General features: G+C 48.7%; 25 protein-coding genes. 3 read left to right on the plus strand and 22 right to left on the minus strand.

Translation table 11 applies throughout. The annotated features are described in order from the left end of the window. Positions 1–31: 31 nt before the first annotated feature. From F3H97_RS05550 to hflX, 3 genes are all read right to left on the minus strand, one after another. Positions 32–436: a MerR family transcriptional regulator gene (locus F3H97_RS05550; protein ID WP_196430818.1), complete on the minus strand. Its 405-nt coding sequence runs from the start codon at positions 434–436 to the stop codon at positions 32–34. Between the two features lie 92 nt (positions 437–528). Further along, the gene (locus tag F3H97_RS05555) at positions 529–1,827 is read right to left on the minus strand and encodes a methionine gamma-lyase family protein (RefSeq protein WP_196430819.1); all 1,299 of its coding nucleotides are present in this window, start codon (positions 1,825–1,827) and stop codon (positions 529–531) included. A gap of 2 nt (positions 1,828–1,829) precedes the next feature. Beyond that, entirely contained in the window at positions 1,830–3,077 is a 1,248-nt protein-coding gene (gene hflX, locus F3H97_RS05560) for a GTPase HflX (RefSeq protein WP_078147034.1), read from the minus strand. A 101-nt stretch (positions 3,078–3,178) separates the two neighbouring features. Here hflX and F3H97_RS05565 point away from each other — a divergent pair, with 101 nt between their 5' ends. Then, the gene (locus F3H97_RS05565) at positions 3,179–4,183 is read left to right on the plus strand and encodes a tyrosine-type recombinase/integrase (protein WP_196430820.1); all 1,005 of its coding nucleotides are present in this window, start codon (positions 3,179–3,181) and stop codon (positions 4,181–4,183) included. Positions 4,184–4,267: 84 nt separating this feature from the next. Here F3H97_RS05565 and F3H97_RS05570 read toward each other — a convergent pair whose 3' ends face one another. From F3H97_RS05570 to F3H97_RS05580, 3 genes are read right to left on the minus strand one after another with little or no spacing between them, the layout of a single operon-like run. Next, positions 4,268–4,828, minus strand: a complete 561-nt coding sequence (locus tag F3H97_RS05570; RefSeq protein WP_196430821.1) for a histidine phosphatase family protein — start codon at positions 4,826–4,828, stop codon at positions 4,268–4,270. Between the two features lie 33 nt (positions 4,829–4,861). Beyond that, positions 4,862–5,455 carry a GNAT family N-acetyltransferase gene (locus F3H97_RS05575; RefSeq protein WP_196430822.1) on the minus strand — a complete coding sequence of 198 codons (594 nt, stop codon included), beginning with the start codon at positions 5,453–5,455 and terminating at the stop codon, positions 4,862–4,864. 23 nt (positions 5,456–5,478) lie between these two features. Continuing rightward, on the minus strand, positions 5,479–6,411 hold the full coding sequence (locus tag F3H97_RS05580) for an alcohol dehydrogenase catalytic domain-containing protein (protein WP_196430823.1): 933 nt from the start codon (positions 6,409–6,411) through the stop codon (positions 5,479–5,481). A 157-nt stretch (positions 6,412–6,568) separates the two neighbouring features. Between F3H97_RS05580 and F3H97_RS05585 the strand changes: the two genes are divergently transcribed. Both F3H97_RS05585 and F3H97_RS05590 read left to right on the plus strand, forming a co-directional pair. Then, positions 6,569–7,726 (plus strand): MFS transporter, encoded by a 1,158-nt coding sequence (locus F3H97_RS05585; protein ID WP_196430824.1) that lies wholly within the window; start codon positions 6,569–6,571, stop codon positions 7,724–7,726. Between the two features lie 141 nt (positions 7,727–7,867). Then, positions 7,868–8,416: a DUF4256 domain-containing protein gene (locus F3H97_RS05590; RefSeq protein WP_196430825.1), complete on the plus strand. Its 549-nt coding sequence runs from the start codon at positions 7,868–7,870 to the stop codon at positions 8,414–8,416. Between the two features lie 687 nt (positions 8,417–9,103). Here F3H97_RS05590 and F3H97_RS05595 read toward each other — a convergent pair. From F3H97_RS05595 to F3H97_RS05670, 16 genes are all read right to left on the minus strand, one after another. Further along, positions 9,104–10,285 carry a glycine C-acetyltransferase gene (locus tag F3H97_RS05595; RefSeq protein ID WP_074036841.1) on the minus strand — a complete coding sequence of 394 codons (1,182 nt, stop codon included), beginning with the start codon at positions 10,283–10,285 and terminating at the stop codon, positions 9,104–9,106. A 13-nt stretch (positions 10,286–10,298) separates the two neighbouring features. After that, complete coding sequence (tdh, locus tag F3H97_RS05600) at positions 10,299–11,375, minus strand: L-threonine 3-dehydrogenase (RefSeq protein WP_074036839.1); 1,077 nt, start codon at positions 11,373–11,375, stop codon at positions 10,299–10,301. A 166-nt stretch (positions 11,376–11,541) separates the two neighbouring features. Continuing rightward, a complete protein-coding gene (locus tag F3H97_RS05605; protein ID WP_012726477.1) occupies positions 11,542–11,802 on the minus strand; it encodes a stage V sporulation protein S in 261 nt (86 codons plus the stop codon). A 26-nt stretch (positions 11,803–11,828) separates the two neighbouring features. Next, on the minus strand, positions 11,829–12,623 hold the full coding sequence (locus tag F3H97_RS05610) for a TIGR00282 family metallophosphoesterase (RefSeq protein WP_196430826.1): 795 nt from the start codon (positions 12,621–12,623) through the stop codon (positions 11,829–11,831). Between the two features lie 48 nt (positions 12,624–12,671). Then, positions 12,672–14,234, minus strand: coding sequence for a ribonuclease Y (rny, locus tag F3H97_RS05615; protein ID WP_035387855.1), 1,563 nt, complete (start codon positions 14,232–14,234; stop codon positions 12,672–12,674). Between the two features lie 188 nt (positions 14,235–14,422). Further along, positions 14,423–15,472: a recombinase RecA gene (gene recA / locus F3H97_RS05620; protein ID WP_196430827.1), complete on the minus strand. Its 1,050-nt coding sequence runs from the start codon at positions 15,470–15,472 to the stop codon at positions 14,423–14,425. A gap of 76 nt (positions 15,473–15,548) precedes the next feature. After that, positions 15,549–16,775 carry a competence/damage-inducible protein A gene (locus F3H97_RS05625; protein ID WP_196430828.1) on the minus strand — a complete coding sequence of 409 codons (1,227 nt, stop codon included), beginning with the start codon at positions 16,773–16,775 and terminating at the stop codon, positions 15,549–15,551. Positions 16,776–16,837: 62 nt separating this feature from the next. Further along, positions 16,838–17,416 (minus strand): CDP-diacylglycerol--glycerol-3-phosphate 3-phosphatidyltransferase, encoded by a 579-nt coding sequence (gene pgsA / locus F3H97_RS05630; RefSeq protein ID WP_074036832.1) that lies wholly within the window; start codon positions 17,414–17,416, stop codon positions 16,838–16,840. Between the two features lie 32 nt (positions 17,417–17,448). Then, a complete protein-coding gene (locus F3H97_RS05635; RefSeq protein WP_078147046.1) occupies positions 17,449–18,321 on the minus strand; it encodes a helix-turn-helix domain-containing protein in 873 nt (290 codons plus the stop codon). Positions 18,322–18,348: 27 nt separating this feature from the next. Then, the gene (locus tag F3H97_RS05640; RefSeq protein WP_012726484.1) at positions 18,349–19,125 is read right to left on the minus strand and encodes a YmfK family protein; all 777 of its coding nucleotides are present in this window, start codon (positions 19,123–19,125) and stop codon (positions 18,349–18,351) included. Between the two features lie 93 nt (positions 19,126–19,218). Continuing rightward, entirely contained in the window at positions 19,219–19,932 is a 714-nt protein-coding gene (gene ymfI, locus F3H97_RS05645; RefSeq protein WP_230872818.1) for an elongation factor P 5-aminopentanone reductase, read from the minus strand. Next, positions 19,911–21,170 carry an EF-P 5-aminopentanol modification-associated protein YfmH gene (gene yfmH / locus F3H97_RS05650; protein WP_074036828.1) on the minus strand — a complete coding sequence of 420 codons (1,260 nt, stop codon included), beginning with the start codon at positions 21,168–21,170 and terminating at the stop codon, positions 19,911–19,913. The genes ymfI and yfmH overlap by 22 nt, the downstream gene beginning before the upstream one ends. After that, positions 21,167–22,405 carry an EF-P 5-aminopentanol modification-associated protein YfmF gene (gene yfmF / locus F3H97_RS05655; protein WP_196430829.1) on the minus strand — a complete coding sequence of 413 codons (1,239 nt, stop codon included), beginning with the start codon at positions 22,403–22,405 and terminating at the stop codon, positions 21,167–21,169. The genes yfmH and yfmF overlap by 4 nt, the downstream gene beginning before the upstream one ends. A gap of 7 nt (positions 22,406–22,412) precedes the next feature. Beyond that, complete coding sequence (locus F3H97_RS05660) at positions 22,413–22,964, minus strand: cob(I)yrinic acid a,c-diamide adenosyltransferase (protein ID WP_012726488.1); 552 nt, start codon at positions 22,962–22,964, stop codon at positions 22,413–22,415. Positions 22,965–23,013: 49 nt separating this feature from the next. After that, on the minus strand, positions 23,014–24,723 hold the full coding sequence (locus tag F3H97_RS05665; RefSeq protein WP_143180242.1) for a HAMP domain-containing sensor histidine kinase: 1,710 nt from the start codon (positions 24,721–24,723) through the stop codon (positions 23,014–23,016). After that, on the minus strand, positions 24,720–25,436 hold the full coding sequence (locus tag F3H97_RS05670; protein ID WP_147538010.1) for a response regulator transcription factor: 717 nt from the start codon (positions 25,434–25,436) through the stop codon (positions 24,720–24,722). The genes F3H97_RS05665 and F3H97_RS05670 overlap by 4 nt, the downstream gene beginning before the upstream one ends. Positions 25,437–25,453 lie beyond the last annotated feature (17 nt).

Raw genomic sequence — 25,453 nt, forward strand, 5'->3', positions numbered from 1 at the left:
TCACATTGCGTAATGGTTGATGTGTGCGGCGTTATCGATAGAAACGTGAAAGCTCACCTTGAATGAGCGACGTCTTATTGAAACGACCGGCTTCTTGAAGCTGTGTTTTCAACAAATGATGTAACTCTTTTTCCGAAACCTTCGGTGCTTCACTGACCGGTGCGGCCGGAGCAGATGCTTCCGCTTCATTTTCACCTTCTTGCTCTAACATGTGGCGAATCGCCGCCAAGTTAAAGCCTTGATCAATGTAATCCTTGATTGCGAGTAGACGTTCGACATCATTAAAGGAATAAAGTCGTCGTTTCGATTCCGTCCGACTAGGCGAAATCAGACCCTGTTCTTCGTAATACCGAATCTGTCTACCTGTCAGTTGCGTCAAATCTTGGACGATTCCAATCGGAAACAACGGGTTGGAGCGACGAAATTGATCGGCCATCCTTACCCCTCCTTTTCTGTCTCACAATGTGAGAATAATATATGACAACAATCCTGTCAATAGATGTTAAGAAAGTTAACATGACAGATTAGTTACAAATGTGTCGGCTGATTTTGGTCATTGAATTCGACCAATCCTTTACCGTGTAATTGGCTCAACGCCAACATGAGCGCGACTTTTACGTGAGCATACGTCAGACCACCTTGAACGTACGCCGTGTACGGTGCCCGAAGCGGACCATCGGCAGACAGCTCGATGGAAGAACCCTGAATGAACGTCCCAGCTGCCATGATGACGTCATCTTCATAACCCGGCATATAGGCCGGCACCGGTAACGCATGGGCATTGACCGGCGATGCCATTTGGATGCTCTGACAAAACGCAATCATCTTGTCGCGGTCACGGAACGTCACCGACTGAATCAAGTCCGTTCGTAGAGTCGTATAGTGAGGATCTGTCTCGAATCCGATCAAGGACAATAGACTTGCCGTCAAATGGGCCCCTTTTAATGCCTGTGCGACTGTATGAGGTGCCATATAGAAGCCTTGATACATCTCTTGAAGCGAGTAGAGTGATGGTCCGGCTTCACTTCCGATACCTGGGGTCGTCATACGGAACGAACACCGTTCAATTAACTCTTTCGTACCAGCGATATAACCGCCCGTCTTCGCCAATCCACCGCCTGGGTTTTTGATGAGAGAACCAGCCATCAAGTCAGCCCCGACGTGCGTCGGTTCGATCGTCTCGACAAACTCACCGTAACAATTGTCCACGAACACATACACATGCGGATGTTCCGCTTTAATCCGTTCGATGGCCACTTTGATTTCATCGACTGGAATACTGCGACGATTCGCATACCCTTTCGATCGCTGAATCCCAACGAGTTTCGTCTCAGGACGAATCCGTTCGAGGACGCGGTCGATGTCGATTTCACGTTCCTCTTTTAATTCGACAGTATCGTAATGGACACCGAGTTCTTTTAACGAACCGCGACCATCGCCACGAATGCCGACAATCTCCTCAAGCGTGTCATACGGCTTCCCTGTGATATAGAGAAGCTCATCACCTGGTAGAAGGACACCAAACAAGGCAATCCCGATTGCATGGGTACCGGAGATGATTTGTGGTCGACATAGCGCGAGCTCGGCTCCAAACACATCCGCATAAATCGACTCGAGGGTGTCTCGACCGATATCGTCATATCCATACCCCGTCGTCGGATTAAAATGAAAATCCGACACTTTATGCTTTTTAAACGATTCTAGGACGCGATACTGGTTGAATTCGGCCGTCTCGTCAATCCTTTCGAAAAACGGTTTGACCCGTGCCTCCGCTTTTTTTACGAACGGCGCGAGCGCATCATAATGTTCAATCTTTTCTTGCCACATACTTACACCTCAAATTGTTTTAGCGTCGCATATAGACGCGTGTCTTCTCTCATATAACCTACTAATTCGACAGAACCGTCATCTAAAAAGCTCTCTTCAAGACGATACATCGCCTCTTTGGCCGGGTGGTAGTGTTCAAACGCCGTCACCGGGAGAATGACATGGACTTTTGTCAAAATGTCCGCAATCTTATCCTCGAGAGCACCTGTCAACGTCACGATATCTTCCGAGGCGATTGCCGAGATCAATAACGGTCCGCCGACGAAGTCTTCCGTGAGACGGTCTTTCTTATTATATACCTCGAGCTGAGGCACCTCACTCGCACCGAGTTCCTCTAATACCGCATTCGTCGTATCAATTTGATTCAGATAATGTGGGTTCGAAGCATCGATGACATGAAGGATCAAGTCGGCACCGACAACTTCTTCTAATGTCGAACGAAACGCGGCAACGAGTTTCGTCGGCAAGTCACGGATGAAGCCGACCGTATCTGTGATCAGTACTTTCCCACCTCGCGGAAGTTCGAGCTCGCGCGTCAACGGGTCGAGCGTCGCAAACAATTCATCCTGCTCGTACGTATCGGCATCGGTCAATCGGTTAAAGATTGTCGACTTCCCAGCATTCGTATACCCGACGAGCGCGACTTGGAATACCCTGTTTTCTTTTCGGCGTTCTCGGTAACGTCCACGGTGTGCGACTGTCCCCTCGAGCTGTTTCGTGATTTCATCGATGCGGCGCTTGATGTGACGACGATCCGATTCAAGTTTCGTCTCACCAGGACCACGCGTCCCGATTCCACCACCGAGTCGCGAAAGCTGTGTGCCTTGACCGATGAGACGCGGCAGCAAATAGTTCATCTGCGCGAGTTCGACCTGCAATTTCCCTTCGCGCGATTGCGCACGGCTCGCAAAGATGTCCAAGATGAGCTGTGTGCGGTCAATCAACTTCATCTCATCTGGGTCGTTCAAGGCGATGCGAATGTTTTTCGACTGTGCCGGTGTCAATTCGGCGTTGAAAATCAATAAGTCCGGCTCGAACTGTTCGACGAGCATCGCGAGTTCCTCGATTTTCCCTTTCCCGATAAAGGTACGACGGTCGATTTGTTGACGCTTTTGGTCGAGTCTGGCAACGACTTCGCCTTGCGCCGTGTCCACGAGTTCGACGAGCTCGCCCATCGACTGTTCATATGTCCAATCATCGGTACTAGGCAACTGACAACCGACGATGACAACTTTTTCACGTTCAATCATGTAATCCCTCATTCCATAAAGTCTCACCTTCCATCTTACCACGAATCAGCGTATAGAGAACGTCCGTTTGTGGTAGGATAAAGGAAGAAGGAGGCTCGACCATGACGAAACGAAGAAAAGACTACCCGCTCCCGGAATTTATTGAAACGTACCTCTATCATCTCGGCGCCAGCGGTCGTCAACCCTCGACGCTTAAGCGATATCGCTACGACTTGATCGACGTGCATAAATACTTTCACGACCACAATGTCGAACTGAACGAACCGACGGACTGGTTAGACGTTCCGCTCGAATCGTGGAAGACATTCGTGAATGACTTCTTAATCGAAGAGAAGCACTATCAACAGGCGACCGTCGCAAGAATCGTCACAGTCATCAATAGCCTGACCCAATTTTTAAACCCGCTTCGTAAAAAGATGCTTGCCTATTCCCAACCGGCACATACGTTGACAGTCGACCAAGTCGCACTCGAATCTGAATTCGACCGACTCGTTCAAACGATTCGTTCGACGAGAGGACTGAGTGAGAATCAGCTCCAAGCTCATCCTTATCTCGTCAATCGGAACGAACTGATTGTGACGCTTTTCTATAAATATGGATTGCGTGTCCATCACATCATCCGTTTACGAATGAGCGACTTGCATCTGGCCGATCACACCTTCGACGTGTATGATCGTCTCGGAAACCGTTTCACGTTGAAGCTGTCACAAGAAGATCAATCGTTGCTCATGAATTACCTGGCTGATATCCCGACCCCGGTACGACCACGTTGGTATTCAGAAGACCCGGTCTTCGTCTCATTCGATTTTGCCCGGATGACGTTCCGCTGGGTGTATGCGAAGAATCAGCCGAAGCAACTGACAATCGTCATGATCACAAAAATGATGCGGCAGTTGAACGAACGAAGTGGACTCGCGCGCTCCGTCACGCCATCGATGCTTCGAAACGCCCATGTGTTGAAGACATATGCGGGCGATCTGACACCATCCGAGCGGATGAATATCACCTGTATGCATAAGGAATCTTCCCTCCGCCGGTATGAACAGGCGTATGAAGAGTTCGGAACTGAATTATTCGAGTCAGACGAAAGACCCGCCCTCTCGTGAAGGGCGGGTCTTGGTCTGTACGATTTCAGGTTATCCAATGGTACAAAGACATCTTGATCCTTACCATCTATAGTCAATCGATTTCTAACCTTGAAGTTTATATAACTTATCGACACTCATCAATGTATTGTTCTCAAAAGTCGCCTTATAGATATCCGGCATGTCGAGTTTTTTCCAAAAGTCATATCCATATCGCGCATCAAAATAATTCAACATGAGAACCATAATATTTCCATGTGTGCCGAGCACCACTTTTTTCCCTTCGTACTTACGGAGCAGTGATATGAGAGCCTCTACCCCTCTAGATTGAGCCTGATCGTTCGACTCTCCCCCTTCCCATGCGAACGCAGGATTTTTCCAAACAGTCTCCATCGCGCTTGTAAAGTCTTTAGCCGGTTCTGAAGTCAAGGTTCGCTCTCTCAAATCATCCGACACTACAACGTCCTGTCCAAGATAATCCGCGATGCCTTTTACGGTTTGAACGGCTCGTTTATATGGACTCGAAGTCACGATATCGATCCCCTCATCGATTAGAAGGTTTGTAATTTCAGCAACATCATGCATTCCTTTCTCAGATAACGGTCTGGCAAATTCGTCTGGTGTATAGGTAGAATGTGCATGTCTGACAAAATATATGGTTGTCATTCGTATTCCCCTTTTAAAATGTCTCGTCGTTGTTTACATACGATGTCCAGCCTCATCAAAAGCTTTAGAATGATGGTTTAGCTGCAAAAATTCATGTCGCAACAACCCGTAGACGACATGATCGACGTAACGGTCATACAGCCACTCCGCATCTCGAATGACCCCTTCTTCCTTAAAGCCGAATCGTTCCGGAAGTGCCCGACTCTTCACATTCTCTGTCGCGACTCGGATCTCAATTTTATTTAGCTTCAAATCTTGAAACCCATACTCGATGATGGTCTCGAGCGCTTGACTCATGATGCCTTTCCCTTGAAACTCTTGTCCGAGCCAGTATCCGATTGTGCCACATTGGATACCACGATCGATTTCGTTAAATCCAATTGTTCCAGCCAGTTCACCTTTATACATCAATGCGAACGATTTTGGGCGCCCGCCCGTTTCAATCAACCCTTTGATTCGTCCCTCTATGTTCTGTTTCGAGTCTTCCACCGTCTCAATATAGTCGAGCCAGCCAAGCCACTCTCGCAAATAAGGCTTCGATGCAATCGTCAGCTTGAATAACTCGTCCGCATCGTCTGTATTGAACATTCTCAGTGTGACATCGTCATTTAGTTTATATTCAAGCATATAGTCCCATCCTCATTATTTATTCATTTGTCCTCATATGTCACTGCAACCTTAATTGGATTGATGACGCGTTTATTTAGTTTTTCAAACGTATCAATCAAGCTATATTGGTCAATGTCCAATTCAAAAATCTTTCTTACGTATGGTGTATGTCGGCTCACTTCAAAATACCACCTGAAATGTTCTTTATAATCCCATCCATCACTCGATCCGACGATATGTAACTCTTTTTCAAAAAAATGCGGTTGCAACATCAACCCTTCTCGATTGCCATCTGACAAAATACAGATAGATCTATTCGGCTTAACAGCTTGTTGAAGGTTCATGAAACCATCATTACGAGCCGAACATTCAATGCCGTAATCATAGAAGCTCTCCTTCACTTCATTCGGGGTATATACACGGCCAACTCCAAACGTATGAGCCAGTTCTTTCCGATTCGAATCCGGATCGATCGCATCAATCATCGTCACACCATAATAGGTTCGTAGATAATAGATTGCGAGTAACCCCATCGTTCCTAGACCGGAAACAATGACCGAATCGGTAGAGGATGGTGCTAACTTTCTAACCCCTTTTGCTGCATCGCAAGACAAAATCGCTAACAACGCTGTTTTATAATCCACTTCCGGCGGAACGTAAAACGCTTTTTGTTCAGAGACAATCCCATATGTTTGTTGTCCATAGAAGGCGAGCACCCGATCCCCGATATTGAGCGAAGTCACACTTTCTCCTCTATCCACAATGATCCCATAACTCTCATATCCCACTTTTCGGGGATAAACCGGACTCGAGTCAGTCAAATCCGTTTCGTCATATTGAGGAAGCTCTGCTCCAACACTAATGGCGGTGGCAATGGTTTTAATCAAAACCTGATCAGCCTCAAGAGCAGGTATTCGTGTTGTAACCCACTCCAACTTCTTTTTACCTACGAGTTTCAAAGCTTGTTGAATCATTCCATCCTCCTACTATGACAAGTTCACCCATATGACAAGTTTACAGAATTAATCAAATTTTGTATAATTATTTTTATATCATTTTATGAAGAGGTGAAAATGTGTAAAAACGATTCGTCCAACCCACCAAATTGAATAGATTCGGAGGAGATTTGTGATGAAATCCTTTTACATACTGCTCGTTAGCCAATGGCTCGCAAACATTGGCGATGTCCTATACATCGTCGCGCTCATTGCCTTGCTGTATCAACAAACTGGGTCCGCTCTGATGGCAGCCAGCTTCCCGATTGCCGTGACTGCTGGTATGACGCTCAGCGGATTCTTTTTCGCCCGCATCCTCAGTCGCTTCTCGCTCGGGAAAACGCTCGTCCTGTCACAACTGATGAAGACGGTCACCCTTGTTCTCGTTCTCTTCACGGATTCGATTCTTGTTCTCGGACCCGTCATGTGGATTGCATTTCTCGATGGATTCGCACGTCCGATTCAAGCCTCGTTCATCCCAAGTTTGGCGACGAATCGTCAACAAGCGAACAGCCTAGTTCAAGGTTCCAATCAGTTCATCCAACTCGCGATGTGGCCGCTCGGGACGATGCTCGTCTCTCTTACGTCGAGCGCCTTTACATTAATCGTGTCACTCGTTCTCTTCAGCCTTTCTACGATTGTGACGATTTACTTCTATCGATCGCTTACAGAAGACATCGTCGATGATGGAACGGAGGACTCGATCACCTTACGCGATAGTCTTACTTATGTAAGAACGTCACCATTCGCTCGTCGAGTGACTGGGTTTGTGACGTATGAATCATTTGTCAGCACGCTTTGGATTTCAGCGTTGCTTCTCGTCTATCTCGAGCGATATCTGCAAGTCGATACAGGCTGGTGGGGAACGCTTAACGCATCATTTTTGATCAGTATGATTGCGGCGAGTGCTTATCTTTATCGGTCTCGACGAGCACCATCGCTACCGTCGACTGCCGTCTTATCCATTGTTGCCGCTCTGTTGTTCGGCGTGACCGAGCATCTCGCGTTTGCGATTTTGGCGTTAGTCATTCAAGGCGCAGCCACACAAATCCGCATCATTCAGACGAACACCGTCATTCAAAAAGAGATCCCGACTACACAACTTCCTTATGTGTACAGTGTGCAACAAACGGGATATGCCCTCGCATTCAGTGTGGGAAGCTTATTGTTCGGTCTTCTTGCGGATGGGCTACCGATTGATTCGGTATACCTTCTCGGTGCATTTTTGACCCTTCCGTTGATTTGGATCGGACGATCGACTGAACAGTCTATGTTGACCGTATCATCTGTATAAACAAGAGGCGCCTTCTCTATAAGAGGGCGCCTTATTTAAATGATTTTCTAACTGGTAGATTCTCCATTCTCACAATTGAAAAGACAACCTGTAGCGATTCTTATCGTATACTAAAAGAAACAAATGATCGGAGTGATTTTCATGTCGAAACTTTCACAGGAAGAAACCCTCGAGTTACTAAATACCTTAGAGTCTCGTTTTACCGAAAATGTTGAACGTCATCCTGACGCTGTCTGGTCTGACGTATTGGAACGAATTCAAATTAATCAGGACAAGTTGACCATACTCGCTTTGATGGAAGAGACTGGTGGAGAACCGGACGTGATTCGTCTCCCTAACGGAGACCTCGCTTTTTGCGACTGTTCAGTCGAGAGTCCGAGTGGTCGACGAAGTCTCTGTTATGACGAACCAGCTCTTGAGGCACGTAAAAAGAATAAGCCTGCCGGAAGCGCGGTCGCCCTATCTGAACAGCTGGGCATAACCCTTCTCGATGAAGAAACATACCGACACTTACAAACGCTCGGTGCATTTGATTTGAAGACGTCAAGTTGGATTCAGACACCGGACACCATTCGTCAAAAAGGTGGCGCCCTGTTCTGCGACCGTCGCTATGATCACATCTTCGTCTACCACAATGGTGCAGATTCTTATTATGCCGCTCGAGGATTTAGAGGAATGATCACGATTTAAGCAAGGCATTGCGCCTTGCTTCTTTTTTATTGCAATAACCAACTAAAGACTTTCGGAATATATATGATGAAAAATAAGCTGACAGGAATCACTGCGAAAAGCCTTAATATCCACGTATATTTACCCTTGAACTTCCTGAAGTAGAGCAGCAACGCACCAAACGCAATCGCATTTGCTGTCAAATTCGGTTCTTCTATACCGTTCTCAATCCATTGCTTGAAAAAAATCTTCCATCCAGGAAAGGGTTCGAGGGCGAACGACTCGTTGAAACTCGGTGTAAGGTTGTATTTCAGCCTCACAAACCAGGCTCCTATATAGACAAAGATGAATAAGAGCGCGTAACACATCAGTACAACGTTCCACAATTTCCCTTTCCAACTCTCACTCCGAAAGTACAAGACGCCAATCAAAATCAGGACACTAAATATCACATTTATTATGAATGGTGGTGAAATCGTCAGAATCGAAAACGTCTCTCGATCTAATACCATTCCCACTTGAAAGATCCCTTGCTGAAACATAGCCTTTCCTCTCTTCTAATATGTACTGATTAATTAAAATACGGTAATTGAAATATTAAGAAATACGCTATATTTCGATTTACTTCATCCGTGCCCTATTTGAATATACTCGATTTCATATACAAATCCACCAAAAAACTGCAGACAGATCGTCTGCAGTTCTCAATTATGCGTGTAGTGTCACATTCAACTCTTCCGCGACCGTTTTAAACGCTTCGAGTGCCCGTTCGAGGTCATCACGTGTATGTTCCGCTGTGACGATGGTCCGGATACGGGCTTTCCCGCGTTCGACCGTCGGGAAAGCGATACTCTGTGCGAATACACCATGCTCTTTCAACTTGTCAGAGAATGTATGCGCAAGCGTCTCTTCGCCGAGCATGACCGGTGTGATCGGTGTCGTCGCATGTCCGATATCGAAACCAAGGTCACGTAAACCGTTTTTGAAGAACTCGGTGTTCGCCCATAGCTTGTCGAACAGCTCTTCTTCCTCTTTCATCACACGGATCGCTTCACGGTTCGCCGCCACGACTGCCGGTGGATGTGATGTCGAGAAGAGGAACGGGCGACCTTTGTGGATCAAGTAATCCCGAATATCTTGTGAACAGGCGACATAGCCACCGAGGACACCGATCGCTTTTGAGAGCGTCCCGACCTGAAGCGCGACACGACCGTCCAAACCGAAGTGGTTGACCGTTCCGCGACCGTTCTTCCCGAGAACGCCAGATGCGTGAGCATCATCGACCATGACCGCAGCGTCATACTTCTCGGCGAGTTCGACGATGGCCGGAAGCGGTGCGATGTTCCCGTCCATCGAGAACACACCGTCCGTCACGACAAGACGTGTGCGATAATCTTGTGTCTCTTTCAACGCCTTCTCCAAGTCTTCGAGGTCGACGTGTTTATAGATACGTCGAGCCGCTTTCGTGAGGCGAATCCCATCGATGATTGACGCATGGTTGAGGGCGTCACTGATGACGACATCCTCCGGTCCAAGCAGTGCAGACAATACCCCGAGGTTCGTCGCGAATCCTGATTGGAAGACGAGTGAGGCCTCCGTATGTTTGAACTCCGCGAGTTCGCGCTCAAATGCTTCATGCATCTCGAACGTTCCGGCAATCGTACGGACTGATCCCGTTCCTGCGCCGTATTGCTCGACCGCTTCAATGGCTGCCTGTTTCAGGCGCGGGTGGTTCGCAAGTCCGAGATAGTTATTTGACGACAGTTGGACGAGTGACTTTCCATCGATTGTCACTTCATTCCCTTGTGCTGATTCGAGTGGGACGAGCTTACGGAACGTCCCTTGTTCTTTCATCTCATTGATTGCTTCTGTAATATGTTCAAATGCCATGTTGTTTCCCCCTTTATGGTATTAAGACGACCTTCCCACATTTCCCTGCCCGCATGAGTTCGAATCCTTTTTCGAACTCCTCGAGCTTGAAGACGTGTGTGATGATCGGTTCGACGTTCAGCTGACCCGTCGCGAGCATCGTCGAGACCTGGCCCCACGTCTCATACATCTTACGTCCTGTGATCCCTTGGACGCGGACCCCTTTAAAGACGACGTCCCGTGTGAGATCGATGGCGACCGGACGGGCCGGGAGTGACAAGACGTTGACGTCCCCGCCTGCCGTGACCATCTTAAACGCTTGATCGATGGCAATCGGATGACCGCTCATCTCGCAGACGACATCGATTCCGTCCCCGTCGGTCTCACGTTCAATCAATTCGAGCGGATTCTCCTCTAAACTGTTGATGACGACATCGGCCCCCATCTTTTCGGCAAGTTGTAAGCGATATGGATTGACGTCAATCGCATAGACACGACTCGCCCCTGCTGCTTTGGCGACACCGACCGCCATGAGTCCGATTGGGCCACAACCGACGATGGCGACCGATTTAGCTGACACATCACTCGCCAACACCGTGTGCACCGCATTCCCGAGCGGTTCTTGAATCGATGCCAGTTTCGCTGGCATCGACTCCGGGTTCACCCATAGGTTCTCTTCGGGCATGACGACGTATTCTGCGAAGCAGCCTTGCGTGTCCACCCCGATGATTTTTGTGTTCTTACAGATGTGGTACTGCCCGCGCAAACATTGTTTACACTGATGACAGACGATATGCGTTTCAGCAGACACCGTCTGTCCGACTTTGATCCGCTTCGTCCCTTCTCCGAGCGCCACAACTTCCCCCGAAAATTCATGACCAAATACGTATGGTGGTTTGACGCGGCTCTGTGACCATTCATCCCACTCATAGATGTGGACATCGGTCCCGCAAATCGATGTCGCTTTGACTTGAATGAGCACTTCTCCAGGTCCTGGTGTCGGAACTGGTACGTCGACCAGTTTTGCCCCAAACCCGGCCGTGTGTTTTTGAATCGCTTTCATTACTGGTGTCGTTGATTCCGTCTCTTTGGTTGACACAAGTTGTTCCATTGAAAACGCCCCCCTCTTGTCTCTTATAATCGAACGATACGTTCTTTATCATCTTGTCATAAAATGACGAAACTGAGAAGATAGAACGTCCGATTTACACAAAAAAAGAGGAGCCATCCGCGCCGATGGCTCCTCTTCACAAGAATAGGACCTATGTCCCGACCGCTCATCGCGGCTCAATGATGAGCTTGATGGCAGTACGTTCCTCTCCGTCAATCATAATATCGGTAAAGGCCGGAATGCAAATCAAATCGAGACCGCTTGGCGCGACGAAGCCTCGGGCAATCGCGACGGCTTTGATGGACTGATTCAGTGCACCTGCCCCGATCGCCTGTATCTCACACGTTCCTTTTTCACGTAGCACACCCGCTAAAGCACCCGCAACGGAGTTAGGGTTCGATTTTGCCGAAACTTTGAGTACGTCCATTCTTGTTTCCCCCTCGGGTAGGTTGTTCAATCAAACCAGACGGTCTGATCATCTAGGTGTATTCGTTCGATTTTTGTCGCTCGTTTCGTCTGATCATCGATTGTAATGAAAACTCCATTAAGTTGTTCCCGTCCCTCGGCAACTTCAAACCGAACTGGGAGTTGTGTCATAAATTTTTTTAAAACAGTCGACGCATCCATTCCGAGTACCCCGTCTAGTGGACCGGTCATGCCGACGTCTGTAATGTAGGCCGTGCCGTTCGGTAGGACACGCTCGTCCGCTGTCTGCACGTGTGTATGTGTCCCGACAACGGCTTGAGCACGACCGTCGAGATGATAGCCCATAGCGATTTTCTCGCTTGTCGCCTCAGCATGGACATCCACAAAAATCGCATCGACCTCATCGCGCACTTCTTCGACGAGACGGTCGACGGTACGGAACGGACAGTCAAGAGACGGCAAGAAGACATTTCCCATGACATTGATCACGGCCAATTTCTTCCCATTTTGTTTCAACTTCATCATGCCAAACCCAGGTGTCCCGTCCGGATAGTTGGCCGGACGGACGATCCGGTCGGCGTCGTCGATCCAATCAAAGATGTCACGATTGTCCCACGTGTGGTTTCCCATCGTTACCCCATGAAAGCCGAGCTCCAAAAACTGTTGGTAAATCTTTTTCGTAAGACCACGTCCATTTGCTGCATTCTCACCGTTGACGAGCATGAACGTCGGGTTGTATTTGTCTTTCAAGCGTCCGATTTGTTTCGTCAATATATCACGACCTGGTTTCCCGACCACATCACCGATAAATAAAATTTTCATATAAAGTCCTCCCTCAAACAGAAAAAGCGGAGAAATTCTCCGCTTCGTTTACTTCGCATAATCGACGGAACGTGTTTCACGAATGACCGTCACTTTGATTTGTCCAGGATAATCGAGTTCGTCCTCGATTCGCTTACAAATATCACGTGCCATCTTACCGGCGACGACATCGTCAACGACATCAGGGCGAACGATAATCCGAACTTCACGTCCTGCTTGAATCGCATACGATTTCTCGACACCTTCGAACGACTCACAGATTGATTCGAGTCGCTCAAGACGACGGATGTAGCTTTCAAGTGTCTCTTGGCGAGCTCCAGGACGCGCTGCTGACAAGGCATCAGCCGCTGCCACAAGTACAGCAATCGTCGATGTCGCCTCGACGTCCCCGTGGTGGGAAGCGATCGAATTAATGACGACCGGATGTTCTTTGTATTTCGTCGCGAGTTCTACACCGATTTCAACGTGACTACCTTCGACTTCGTGGTCGATTGCTTTCCCGATATCGTGTAAGAGTCCTGCCCGTTTCGCGAGCGTGACATCTTCACCAAGTTCGGCTGCCATCATCCCGGCAAGATGTGCCACCTCAACCGAGTGAGACAAGACGTTCTGACCATAACTCGTACGATAACGCATGCGACCGAGCGTCTTGACAAGGTCTGGATGGAGTCCGTGAATTCCGGCTTCAAACGTAGCTTCCTCGCCGTATTCACGAATGCGTTCATCCACTTCACGGCGAGACTTCTCTACCATTTCTTCAATTCGAGCCGGGTGAATCCGACCGTCTTGAACGAGTTTTTCAAGCGTCATCTTCGCGATTTCACGACGAACCGGGTCGAACCCTGACAAGATGACGGCTTCTGGTGTGTCATCGATGATGAGGTCAATCCCCGTCAACGTTTCGAGCGTCCGGATGTTACGTCCTTCGCGCCCGATGATACGACCCTTCATCTCATCACTCGGTAAGTTGACAACGGATACCGTCGTCTCGGCGACATGTTCAGCTGCATATCGTTGCATCGTGAGAGATAAGAGGTGTTTCGCTTTTTTATCCGCTTCTTGTTTTGCTTTTTGCTCGATTTCTTTTTGAAGGAGAGCAGCATCGTGAAGCGCTTCCTGCTTCGCTTCGTCCATGATGATGGTACGTGCTTCATCTTTCGAGAGGGATGCCACGCGTACAAGTTCTCGGCGTGCCTCTTCGTATAATTCCTCCACTTTGCTTTCGAGCATTTCTGCTTCACGCTTGCGTTTTTCGAGTCCTCGTTCCTGTTCATCTAGCGAGTCTTCTTTCCGCTCGAGCATGTCTGCTTTGCGGTCAAGAAGCTCTTCCTTTTGAACGAGGCGATTCTCTTTCACTTTCTGTTCTTCGCGACGTTCACGCAATTCTTGTTCCGTCTCATTACGAAGTTGAATCATCTCTTCTTTTACTTCAAGCCGTGCTTCTTTTTGCATCGCTTCCGATTGTTGTTTTGCTTGCTCTACAATCTTAGTCGCTTCCGTCTCGGCACCTTGAATCTTCGCTTCGGCGATCGATTTACGCACAAAAAAACCTGCAACAAAAGCTATCGGCAAAAGGAGGATCAGAATAAGCCAGTATAGCCATTCCATCATGTTCACCTCCCTTTCGCAAGGTTATTTTATTTTTTTAATAAGTGAGATACACGGGCAAGCCCGCGCATAACTTTATTGTACTTATTTAATAGGGAGAATGCAATGCACGGACAGGATAGAACTACCAATTGCCTAAAAAATTATACTAAAAAAATCTCACTCGAAAGAATTCGAGTGAGACGATGTGCTTATTCGTCATCGAGAAGTGAGAGGACTTCGTCGTCTTCGCCTTCGACCGTGACCGATTTTTCTCCATTCAATCCGTAGTGATCTCGAATCTGTTGTTCGACCTCAGCTGCGATTGCTGGATTTTCTTTCATGTATTGCTTGGCGTTTTCACGGCCTTGACCAAGACGTTCTTCATTGAACGAGTACCAAGCTCCGCTCTTTTGAACGATGTCGAGGTCTGCACCGATATCGATGAGTTCCCCTTCACGCGAGATCCCCTCACCATACATAATATCAACTTCCGCTGTTTTGAACGGAGGTGCAATCTTGTTTTTTACAATCTTGATCTTCGTACGGTTCCCGACCATATCTTGACCTTGTTTGAGCGTCTCCGCACGACGAACTTCAAGACGTACAGAAGAGTAGAATTTCAAGGCACGGCCCCCTGGAGTCGTTTCCGGGTTACCGAACATGATCCCGATCTTCTCACGGATTTGGTTGATGAAGATGACAATCGTTTTCGACTTGTTCGTCGCACCAGACAACTTACGAAGTGCTTGAGACATCAAACGAGCTTGAAGACCGACGTGCGAGTCTCCCATTTCCCCTTCGATTTCGGCTTTCGGTACGAGTGCCGCAACCGAGTCGACGACGAGGATATCAACTGCTCCCGAGCGAACGAGCGCTTCAGCGATTTCGAGCGCTTGCTCCCCAGTATCCGGCTGTGAAAGGAGCAACTCATCGATGTTGACCCCAAGATTTTTAGCATACTTCGGATCGAGTGCGTGCTCGGCATCAACGAATGCTGCTTGACCGCCACGCTTTTGGACTTCTGCAATCGCATGAAGGGCAACCGTCGTCTTACCTGAAGATTCTGGTCCGTATACTTCGATGACACGACCGCGTGGATATCCACCCGCACCGAGCGCGACGTCGAGGGCGATTGACCCTGAAGGGATGACTGATACTTGTTGGTCTGTATTTTCACCAAGGCGCATGATTGAGCCTTTACCGAATTGTTTTTCAATCTGGCGTAATGCCATTTCTAACGCTTGTTTACGATCACTCATAGATAAATGAGCCTCCTTTAATTGATACTCTTATTATACGTGAACACTGTACGATACACAAGTTTTTTACGAACATTTATTCGCCTTTTTTGATTCGTTGAATGAGGGCCCATAATCCGTCCTTCGCGGCTCGCATGCGGATGATATTCCGTTCTTGATGGGGATACGTCCGCTCGATGACCTCTATTCCGTTTGGTGTCTTCACTCCGATATAGACCGTACCGATCGGACGACCCGAATTCGATGTCGGTCCTGCCTCTCCCGTGAAAGAGAGGGCATAGTCGGCATGGGTGGTCTTTGACAATCCGTCCACCATCTCATAGGCAACTTCTTTTGAGACGACTGAGTGCTGTTTAATTGTATCAAGCGAGACCCCTAAATACCTATTTTTTAGCTCATCCGAATAGGTCACGACTCCACCTAGAAAGACGACTGAAGCGCCAGGTGTTGATGTAATCATCGATTGTACCTCGCCGCCGGTCAACGACTCAGCCACAGCGAACGTACGATTCAATCTAGACAATGATTGGACAAGATGTGATGCGATCGTTTCATCGTCAGAGCCGAAGTAGTACGAACCGACCCGTTTCATAATCTCAGTCTTCACTTCTTCAATCATCTGACGCGCGGTCACCTCGTCCGTCGCTCGAGCACTGATCCGAAGTCTTGCCTCTCCCGTCTCGGCATAGGGGGCAACGGTCGGATTCGAGCCGTCCAATAAGTCCTTCACGGCATCGTCGAGAGCGGATTCCCCAATCTCATAAAACCGTAATGACTCTGAGACGAGCGTCGCTCCTGATAGTTTCTGCGGAAACGTCGCCTCGACCAAAGCTTTCATTTCACGTGGCACACCCGGTAAAAGCAACCACGTCGTGTCTCCGGCAATCCACATGCCCGGGGCAAGCCCGACCGGATTTGGTAATACGTCTGCTCCACTGAGCACGTCGGCTTGGCGAGCGTCCCCATCATTCATCAATCGATTTCGTGACACGAGGAATCGTTGAATCGTCTCATACGCTTCCTCATCCCGAACGATCGGACGGTCTAGTAAGTCGGAAAGGACTGTCTTTGTGACATCATCCGCCGTCGGACCGAGTCCACCCGTGACGATGACAAAGTCGGAACGACGACGGGCGATTTCAAACGTCTCTCGCATTCGTACCGCGTTATCCCCGACAACTTGATGATACAAGACCGGCACACCGTACTTCGACAGTTGTTCTGATATGTAACTCGCATTCGTATTGACGATTTCCCCTAAGAGCAACTCGCTTCCTACCGCAATGATTTCGGCTCGTTTCATCTCATTTCCTCCTCAACTTCAAAAAAAAGACGAGCTAGATCAACCAACTCGTCTCTGTCGACTTACATCGACTTCACAATAATCTTATAGTTTTGTGCGAAATATTCGGCACCTGAGTAAATTGTAAGTACGAGCGCCAACCACATCGCCCATTCGCCAAACGGGATCCCGACATAGCTAAAGATCGGGTTACCGAACAGTAAGAAGATGATGGCAAAGAGCTGCACCCACGTCTTCGCTTTTCCAGATTTCCCGGCCGCGACGACAATCCCTTCATCGGCAGCGACGAGGCGTAAGCCTGTAACCGCAAATTCACGTGATAGAATCACGACGACGACCCACGCCGCGACGAGATCCATCTCAACGAGCAACACAAGGGCCGCCGTGACGAGCAGTTTATCTGCGAGCGGGTCCATAAATTTACCAAAGTTCGTGACTAAGTTATGCTTACGGGCCAAATGTCCGTCTAACCAGTCTGTAATGGCCGCAATCGTAAAAATCACACCAGCGATAAATTGGTGCATCGGGATATCAGCGCCTAAAAAAGCGATGTTTCCCCAATCAAAATCAACAGCGAGTAAGACGACGAATACGGGGATCAAGACCACGCGTAGCATCGTCAATCGGTTAGGTAGGTTCATATAGAACGCCTCCTCTTAGAAGGAGAGTCGACTTATTCGGCGTCGACTCTCTTTACAAAAATATTTTGTGTGACCGGAGACTCTTGAAGCTCGAGCTCACGACCGTTGACGACGATTTTCTCAACGCCTGCGATGAGTCCGATTCGAATACGCAATGTGTCCGTCTCGGCATCTTCAATGACAATCGGATTCTGTTTCGACTGGTTCGGATACTCCGGTGCGAGAAAGGCTCCTTCTAACGACGTATCACGAACACCCACGTAAGAGGCAGGTGACTCCTTCACATAAATCTCGGTCGACAGTTTCTCGTTCGTCGCGAGTTCATAAGTGATATCTGCCCCATTCGACTCCTTCACCGCAATCGGACCAGATTCCGCTGGCGGTTCTTCTTCGGTCGGCTCCTCTTCAGTCGGTTCCTCCTCGACCGGTTCATCAGCCGGGACATCCTCATTCTGGTCGACTGTGACACCAGAACTTGGCGGTTCGGCAGGACTTGCATCCTGACCACCGAAGTCGATGCTTCTCACTGCGAAATAAATCGCGGTGATGAGCAAGAAGACCGTGAGAACGAGGAGAACTTTCGGAACCCATCTCGAGACCCGACTTGTCGACTCGGAAGCCTTCGAATACGTTTTCTTCCGAGAGAGTTGAACAGACGGCTGTGCCTCGATGACCGGTAAATCTTTTGCATATGTCTCGTATAATTCATCCACATCTAGGCCGAGCGACTCCGCATACGTCTTAATGAACGCCCGTGCATAAAAAGAGCCAGGGAGATTTTTGTAATCACCTTCCTCGATTGCGATGATATAGCGCTTTTGAATCTTCGTCGTCTGCTGGATTTGGTCGAGCGTCAATCCGCTCTCCTCACGCTTTTGTTTCAAAAAAGTCCCTAGTTCTGTCACAGGGGTCCACACCTTCCATTCACATAATTATTCAAACCATTCTGACTCACGATGCGTTTCTTGTGGGATGATGATCGTCTCATCCGGATTGTTTCTCAATTCAATAATATAATCAAAGTCTTCATACACGCAATCGGTGTTTCGGACGTACAGGTCAGGGTGTTCGATGACTTTCACGGCCGGCAACCGCATGACTTCACGAATGAGCTGGCGATGTCGTTCATCCATCGTTCGGGTAGAGACGGCACCATCGATTATGTATACGTGATCGCCTTCCCGTTCCTCTTCAAATAATGAGGTCCGAACGGTCTGTTTCATCAGTGTCGAGGAAAGAAATAACCATCGTTTGTTCGCACACACACTCGCTGCTACGATGGACTCCGTCTTTCCGACGCGTGGATTTCCACGAACACCGATTAACAAATGGCGTTCTTCCTTCATCAGTTCCGCAACGAAATCGACGAGAATGCCCAAATCTTCACGGACGAAGCGAAACGTTTTTTTGTCATCACTATCATGGTCGATATAACGACCGTGACGGATTGCAATCCGGTCTCGTAACTTCGGACGGCGCAACTTGATGACGGCAATGGCTTCCATCCGCTTTAAAATATGCTCGAGTCGATGCACATGATCGGCGGCAGGTGCTTTGAGCAACATTCCCCGTCGCTGCAAATCGACCCCATTGATGGTGACGATGGAGATTTGAAGCATCCCCATGAGAGATGCGATGTCTCCGAGGATACCCGGTCGATTCTGACACAATTCATATTCGAGATACCACTCTTCGAATTTATGTTCCATCCCCAACCATCCTTTCGAGCGAGTTCGCTACCTTGCCTATTTTAAATTATTTTAGAAGCATTGAAAAGAACAGGTTTATTTACATGAATCGGATCATTGCCAACCGCCGTCGACGCGTATCACCGTGCCCGTCATATACGAGGCGTCCGGTGAACACAAGAAACGGATCGTGTTGGCCACGTCCTCTGCCGCACCGAGACGTCCAAGTGGAATGTCATCGATCACGGATTGTTTCGACTCTTCTACCGTATCATTCATTGGCGTATCAATCCACCCCGGGGTCACCGCATTGACTCGAACATTGAACGGTCCGGCTTCTCGTGCGAACGCCTTGACGAAGCCGAGCTGTGCCGCTTTGACGGTTGAATAAAACACCTCAGCCGCCGCACCGACCTCTCCCCATACACTCGAGACAATCACGATATCCACGTGATGATCGTAAGGCTTCCTTGCAACGACGGACTGGATGAGTCGGATCATTGCCCGAACATGTACATCGTACAGCCGGTCGAGCTCATCCATCGACTGGTCGACGACGAGACCATGGAGCGCATGTCCGGCCACATATACAATTCGGTCGATGTCCAGCATATCCTGCACCCACGACTCAACAGCGTCACGGTCTGTTAGGTCACAAGGGAGAATTTCTGCCGAAAGATTCTCTTCATCTATCAAATGACGGAGTCTTTCACTACCCTCGTTCGCATGCAAAATCAGTTCATCTTCACGAAAAGCGAGCGAGACGGCACGTCCGATGGTACCGCTCGCTCCAACAATCAATGTCTTCATGGTTTTTTGACGATGCATACCGTTCGTTGTTCATGGCGGAACAAGCGCTCGTATGCTTCGTATAGTTCGTCGAGTGTGATGGCATCAATCAAAGTCGGGATTTCAAACAAATTCCCATCATTGAGTGCATATCGAGAGAACTGATTTGCGATGAATTCCGGTGAGTTCAATGCTTTCAAGAACTGTCCTTGCATCATGCGTTTCTTCCGGTCGAGCGTCTCTTGACTCAACTGAAGTGGACGTTCTAACGCCTCCGTCACACGGCCGACAAACGCATCTACTTCCGACGTCTCCATCGACAAGGCGGCAAAGGCAAACGTTTCCTCTGACGTATAGTCAAACGAGAAGGCATCGTCAATCAATCCTTCAGCATAAAGTTCTGTATAAAGAGGAGCTGTCGTGTCGAAGAGCGCATGCATGAGCAATTCTACTGTCAATTCTTGCTTCAGACCTGCTTCCCCAGCTTGTGGTACATCCTTATACCCAATCATGACTTTCGGTACAGAGACGTCCATCTCGATGACCCGTTCTGACAGACGAACCGTGGTCGGCTCATATACTGTCTCACGAGCACTCAATCGTGGTGTCTCAAAAGATTTACCTGCTTGGTTATCTCGAATCAAGGCAAGCATCTCATCCGGTTCGATGTTCCCGACGACGAACAATGCCATGTTGCTCGGATGATAGAACGCTTGATGACAGGTGTACAAGTCTTCCGCCGTGATCTTTGAAATCGATTCGATTGTACCTGCGATATCAATCTTGACGGGATGTGTCTCGTACATCGCCTCAATTAAACCAAAATACAAGCGCCATCCCGGATTGTCTTGATACATTTGAATCTCTTGACCGATGATGCCTTTCTCTTTCTCGACCGACTCTTTCGTAAAATAAGGAGTCTGGACGAAATCAAGTAGCGTTTGTACGTTTTCCGAAATCTTGGACGTGGCACCGAACAAATAAGCCGTCCGTGTGAAGGAAGTGAAAGCGTTCGCTGACGCTCCTTGACGACCGAATTGTTGGAAGACGTCACCATCTTCTTTCTCGAACATCTTATGTTCTAAGAAATGTGCGATACCATCGGGAACCTCGATCCAGTCTTCTAGTTTGAAGCGTCGGTCAATCGATCCATATTTAGTCGTGAACGTCGCGAATGTTTTTTCATATCCAGTCTTTTTCAACAAGTAAACGGAGAGGCCATTGTCGAGAACGTGATGATGTAACGTCTCTCCGACGTTAGGAAAGTCTAATTTCATGCTTCTCCTCCTTTCAAGCAATAAACCGCTTCGAGTTCCATTTCTTTCGCAAGCGCAACGACATGATCTCGTGTCGTGTTTTCAATGATTGCCATCTCTTCGTCTAACGAGAACGGACGAACGTCTGCTCCACTCATCCAAGCAATCAATTGACGTGGACTGTCTCCAAGTTGTCGACGTTGATGGAACAACAACTCTTTCGTCTGTTGCAACGTCTCATCCTCAAACTCGCCCGCTTGTAAAGCGTTCAATTGCTCTTCGATGATCTGTTCGGTTTTTTGCTGGTTCGACGCATCGATGCCGGCATAGACGAACAACTTCCGACTGAGGGAACTATATTGTGAAGCGGCATAGTACGCCAGGCTCTCTTTTTCACGCACGTTCATGAACAGTTTCGAGTGAGGGAATCCTCCGAACAATCCATTCACGACTTGCATACGAATCGCCGCTTCCGTTCTTGGGTCGACATTGAGTGAATAAGCGAGATGGAGCTTGCTTTGTTTAATGTCTTGGTGTTCTTCCAAACGCTTGAACTCTCCTCGACTCGCTTCTGGTAACAGGCGTGGTCGACGTGTCCCAAGGGATTCCAATGGATTGAAAGCCTGTTCGACTTGCTCACGATTGACATCCCCGACAACATAGATGTCCACACGGTCATGTTGAATCATCGATTGATATGCCTCATACAATGATTTCGGTGTGACATGGTCGAGTTGCTCAAGCGTACCGAGTGACGGAATCGCAAGTTCTCCTCCGAGCATTTCTTGTAGACGCTGTTGGGCGAAACGCATTTTGTCATCATAGACCGATTCGATACGCTGACGTTGCAATCGACGTTCCTGCTCGACGATGAGTGGCTGGAACGCCCCATCGTATGCGTTCGGACGAAGGAGAACGTCTTCGAGTAACTCGATTGCCTGACTCAATACGTCTTCTCCGACAAGATGATCGTTGACGACTTCGAGTTGGAATTGGATGACGTGCTCCTTTCCGATCTTAGATGCACCAGCATATAAGTTTGTGTCATACAACTCCTCTAGCGGTGTGTGAAATAACTCAATGGATGGATACGTTGCCGTCGATTTCTCCATAATGAACGGGAGCAATGCCCGATCTGCAACCGTCTCCGCCGATAATGGAGCGGCGAATGACACGAGACAAGTCGTCGTTTTAAATTTTTTGGTCGGATAGACCGAGTAGTGCAATTGATGTTGGAACTGTTCGATTCCTTTCATCTGCCGATCACTCCTTTTTTCGTTTTGGTTGAAACACGGCAGCGCCGCGCGCATATTCTTGATCCGGCACCCCTGCCACGACGTTCGCGTAACGGGCAACCGTAAATAAATAATCACTCAAGCGGTTAAAGTAAGGCAATTGCCGGTCTGCGACTCCGAGAGCCGCTAAGTCACGCTCGACCCGTCGACAGACGGCACGAGCCACATGTAAGCTAGCTGCAGCAACGCTGCCGCCCGGAAGGATGAAGCGCACAAGTTCCGGACAGGACTCCTCCCACTCATCCATCCATCGTTCTAGTTCCGTCACGATCGACAAATCGACCATTTTTGGCGGTGCCTCAGCATACATCAGCTCCGATCCGAGGTCGAACAAGTCGTGCTGAATCTTCGTCAGCTGTATTCGGAGCGTCTCATCCTCTTGATGCGCGATGGCGAGTCCAATCTGACTATTCAACTCATCGAGATGACCCATCGCTTCAATCTGAGGATGGGATTTCTCGACACGACTACCGATTAATGATGTTTCACCCTTGTCGCCCGTTCGTGTATAACGTTTCATTCGACTCCCCCCTTAAAATGCCACAAATGGTGACTCAAGCGAGTCACCATTACGAGTTGTGTGGTTGTTCAAATGGTAAGTAAATCTCGAAGGTGGTTCCGACCCCGAGTGTACTCGATACGCTCACTTTCCCGTGATGGGCATCGACCACATTCTTCACGATCGCGAGTCCGATGCCTGTCCCTGTCTTCGAACCACTGGTCCGGGCTTTATCGGCTTTATAGAATCGCTCGAATACGAACGGCAAATCCTCTTTTGGAATTCCGTGACCTGTATCCGTCAACTGAATCCGTAGCCCGTCCGTCTCTTCTGTGGCCTCAATCCGAATTTCTCCAGAATCGGTATGCGCGATAGCATTGCCAATCAAGTTGGTGAACACTTGCTCGAGACGATCGCCATCCGCCTCGATGAGACGGTGCGGGGCGTCGGTCTGTAAACGAATCTCTTTTTCAGATGCCATCTGATTGAACTTTCGCATGACTCGGGGCAAGAAATCACCGATATCAAACGAAGTGAAATGCATCGTCTCTTTACCCGATTCGATGCGTGCCAAATCCAACAAATCATTGACGAGTCTTGCCAAGCGGAGCGATTCATCATAGATGATGGAGGCGAACTCTTTCGTCGCCTCGTCACTCTCAGTGATGCCATCGATGATTGCCTCTGAATACCCTTGAAGCGTCACGAGCGGTGTCCGGAGTTCATGGCTAATGTTCGCCACAAAATCGGTCCGCATCTTATCGAGTCGATGACTTTCTGACGTATCCCGGATGACAACGACAGCACCCTCGAAATCGTCTTCTCCGACGAGTGGTGTGACTGTCAGTGTATAGTACCGCTCATCCTGTTTCACTTCGATCGTCTTTTCAGACGTCCCCTCCATCACTTCCTCATAAAGAGACAATACGACTTCATGTGGTTGCCCATCTTGAAGTAATGGACTCGCTTGCGGGTTCGTGACAATCACGTTCGCATGACGATCGAGTGTAATGACACCGTCTGCCATCGAACGAAGAATCGACGCAAGTTGCAGCCGTTCCCGGTCAAGGGCATTCACATATTTCGAAAGCTGACTGCTCATTGCGTTGAAAGAAGCAGCGAGCTCGCCAATCTCATCCCGTGTCTTCGTCTCCAAACGCAAATCAAATTGCCCCTCTCCCGTCTTATTGACTGCATCCCGCATCGCTCGGAGCGGTGCTGTGATTCGTGTCGACAAGAAGAAAGCGAAGACGGTCGTAACGATGATGGCCGAAGCGACGGTCCAAAGAATGATGGTCCGTGCTCCCGCGTTCGCACTCGAGATCGCATCGAGCGGTTCGAGCAGGTAGAGCGTATACTGTCCTGTCGATAAGGAGAAGGTCGTCCGATACGCTAGCGCGGCCTGGTCGTCAAAAGATGAGAAATTCCCGATGGCCGTCTCACCGACCGCCTGATAAGTTTCCCAATCCTGTCGTTCAAGTTCCACCATCAAACCATCCACTTGATTTCCAAAATTCGATCGGGTCGTCCCGTTCTCTAAGATATAGTTAGCCCCGTACACTTCGATGATTTGATCAATCGTCTGGGACGTGTCACCTTCATTCAACAAAACCGATTGGACCTGTCCGCCGAGCTTGGCAAGATGGCCTCGTTCCTGGTCGATATGAAAGGAATTAAAAAATTCAAGCATCAACACCGAGACGATGAATAAGATGACACTGACCAAAACGAGAATCGTCAGCCACAGTTTCGTGACGATGCTGTTTCGACGAATCATCATTCACTGGCAGCTTCGAACTTGTACCCGACACCCCATACGGTCGTGATCATATGCGCCGCGTCCGGTGAGACACGATTCAATTTCTCACGAAGACGTTTCACATGCGTATCGACGGTCCGAAGGTCTCCGAAAAATTCGTAGTTCCATACTTCTTTTAACAACTGCTCTCGTGAAAAGACTTTATCTACCTGTTTTGCGAGGAAGAACAATAACTCATATTCTTTTGGTGTGAGGGCGATTTCCTCGCCGTCCACCGTGACGCGGTGTGCATCATTATCGATTGTCAGATGTGGGAAGACGATCAAATCCTTCGACTTCTCACTCGTGTGCATGAACTTCGTCGAACCAGAGCGGCGAAGCAATGCTTTGACGCGGAGCACGACTTCACGCGGACTGAACGGCTTGACGATATAATCATCCGCCCCGACTTCGAACCCTTGGACACGGTCGATTTCTTCACCTTTCGCCGTGAGCATGATGACCGGAGTCGCTTTCGTCTTCCGGAGTTCTGTACATACTTCAACCCCATCCATCTTTGGCATCATCAAATCAAGCAAGATCACGTCGTATTCGTTATCAAGGGCTAGCGCGAGCGCCTCTTCGCCATTGACCGCTTCTTCAATCACATACTGTTCACGTTCTAAGTACATTTTCAAAAGTCGGCGAATTCTCTCCTCGTCGTCGACTACTAAAATCTTCGTTTTTTCAGCCATACCTGAAACCCTCCTAA

This window comes from Exiguobacterium sp. SRB7LM, from assembly GCF_015712685.1.
In the GTDB taxonomy this organism is placed as follows: Bacteria; Bacillota; Bacilli; order Exiguobacteriales; family Exiguobacteriaceae; genus Exiguobacterium; species Exiguobacterium profundum.